Source organism: Sporosarcina contaminans (genome assembly GCF_042679045.1).
Classification (GTDB): Bacteria; Bacillota; Bacilli; order Bacillales_A; family Planococcaceae; genus Sporosarcina; species Sporosarcina contaminans.
Window position 1 is genome coordinate 1 of record NZ_JBHTLT010000072.1, and the last position, 2,334, is coordinate 2,334.

Here is a 2,334-nt window from a genome sequence, read left to right on the forward strand (position 1 = left end):
AGTTTGCAACAGTACCACATTTTAGACAATGAGAAGGAGGTAGAGTAGTAGACTCAACTAAGAATCTATAATCATCTGCACTTTCTTTCATATCCAGAATCTTAAAGTTTGGAAGATTAATCATATTGGTTAACATTTAAACTATCCTTTACTATATATCGTTTCATTGTTAAAACTTAAATAATAAAAAATGCCTGAGCATTGCACTTCTCAGACATTGAAATTATGAATATTGTCTTTAAGTTTTATTTCTATAATCAGCAATTTTTTGGGGTTCAGGGTTCTCTGGATTGATCAATTTATAATCCGTTAATAAAACAATAAATAATTTCTTCTTCTAACTGACTTAATTTACGATTCATTTTAGTAGTTAGTTCATTGACCAAATTCATGTGGTTGCTTTGATGTTTTTCTGTTAAATCACAAATTAACTTCAATAGACTTATATAACCCATAAAATCATCTTTAGATAATGGAGTTTCATGCGAGAGCACATAAATCTCGGCATCAAACATTTCAATATTTTCTAAGAGGTGTCTAACATTATCAATCTTATATTGTGGTTGTTGTGTATAAATACTTGGATATAAACAGTCACCTAAAAAAAGTACTTTTTCTTCCTCTACAAAAATGAGTGAAGAGTCATCAGAATGATCCCCACCTACATGTTTGATTACACACCGAATACCACCTAAATCAATCTCAAATTGTTCTTTAAATATAATATTGGGTAAAGTGATAGTGATATTTCTGTCTACCCCAAATTCTTTTTTTATCATTTCTGAACAAAACTGATTCTCTAAGCCTTTTTCTACACGATCATCCAAAGCGTCATCTGACCATTCGTATTCCATGATTTTTTCAAGTTGCATTTTTGTTTTTTCATGTGCTATGGCTAACATACTCATCTGATTTGTTCCAAAGCTATGATCCCAATGCCAATGTGTTAATACTACAGAATGATAATTAGTAATCTGACGTTTATCAATTTCACTAAGAAATAACTTAGCATGTTCATCAGAATTTCCTGCATCCACAATTAAAGTTTGGTGAGTCCCACATATGGCAGATAGGATTGGTCGATCTGTTTCAGGATCATGCGGTAAATAGTATATACGATTGGTTAGTTGCTTCAAGTTTTTCCCCATTATCTTAACTCCCTTTGTTTTTTTTAGTTCCGACAATCTTATTTAATGTATCAAGAACATTTTTTAATTCTGTTAAGCTTACTTTCGAGTAATATTTTTCCACTAGAATTTCATCGATTTTTTTAAGAAGCTGATGAAACTCTTGACCCTTATCTCCAAGATAAATAAGGGTCTCTCTACGATTTATTGAATTCACTTGACGATATATCATTTTCATTTCTTCAAGCTTTGAAATTACTTGGCTAACCGCACTTTTTGAAATATCAAAATGGTTTGCAATATCATTCGCAATTACCGGCTCATTACGAATGATATAAAACATTGTTATTTCTTGTTGAGGAGTTAAGTGAAAGTTTTCTAATTCCTTAACCTCTTCGGTTTCTTGTAAAACTAATAACTTAAATTGCTCAAACTTTTGATTGATTTTGTCTATGATTATCAAATAATCTTGCATAGATCTATCATCTCCAATTCATTTTAAAGTTTTTTAGTTAAGTTAAGTTTACTTAACAATTATATATATGTCAATTATTAAAGCCATTCAAGAGATATGAAAAAGTTTTAACTAACTATCATCTTATTTGTTTAAATAGAAATAGAGGGGTGTACGGAAAGTTTAGAGGTTATGTGCCTTATCCGAGGTATTTTTTGAAGGAAGATTAATAGCCATAATGGGAAAATGATTTAATGAAAAGTAATTAATTTTTGCTTACTTACTATGTTAATTGTACTCTGATTAAGTTTTTAATTTTGTGGAGTATTCCACACGATAATCCGAAAACCCTTCATTTCAATCACTTATCAAAGCGAAATAATAATCCCTCATCTCCGTAATTTCGTAATAAGCCTCGCAATATGCTCAATTGCCTGATCCAGCCGCTTCTCATAGTTCCAGTTAATTGTTACGTAGGATATCCCACGCTTATCAAACATTTTCTTCAGAATCTCATTTGTCTTTTTCCGCACTTCCGGATCATTAAATGTCTAATAATCATCCGCGACCCATTTTACATCCGGCTCCAAAAACAAATAAAAATCTGCTGGTCTCAACGCCGTATGCGAGCGTTTTGTCAACAAGCAGAAGAGGCTGGGACATAACTAGCTTTAAATAAGAAAAAAGTGAAATTGAGCTCGCTCAATTTCACTTTTTTTCATTTTTTAAAGTCCCCCTTTCCTGTTGGCCGTG

The 2,334-nt window shown here is 31.6% G+C and carries 2 protein-coding genes; both read right to left on the minus strand.

The window, feature by feature from the left end; genetic code table 11:
- Positions 1 to 299: 299 nt before the first annotated feature.
- Positions 300 to 1,148, minus strand: a complete 849-nt coding sequence (locus ACFQ38_RS11440) for an MBL fold metallo-hydrolase (RefSeq protein WP_381480996.1) — start codon at positions 1,146 to 1,148, stop codon at positions 300 to 302.
- 4 nt (positions 1,149 to 1,152) lie between these two features.
- Positions 1,153 to 1,602: a MarR family winged helix-turn-helix transcriptional regulator gene (locus ACFQ38_RS11445; RefSeq protein WP_381480999.1), complete on the minus strand. Its 450-nt coding sequence runs from the start codon at positions 1,600 to 1,602 to the stop codon at positions 1,153 to 1,155.
- Positions 1,603 to 2,334 lie beyond the last annotated feature (732 nt).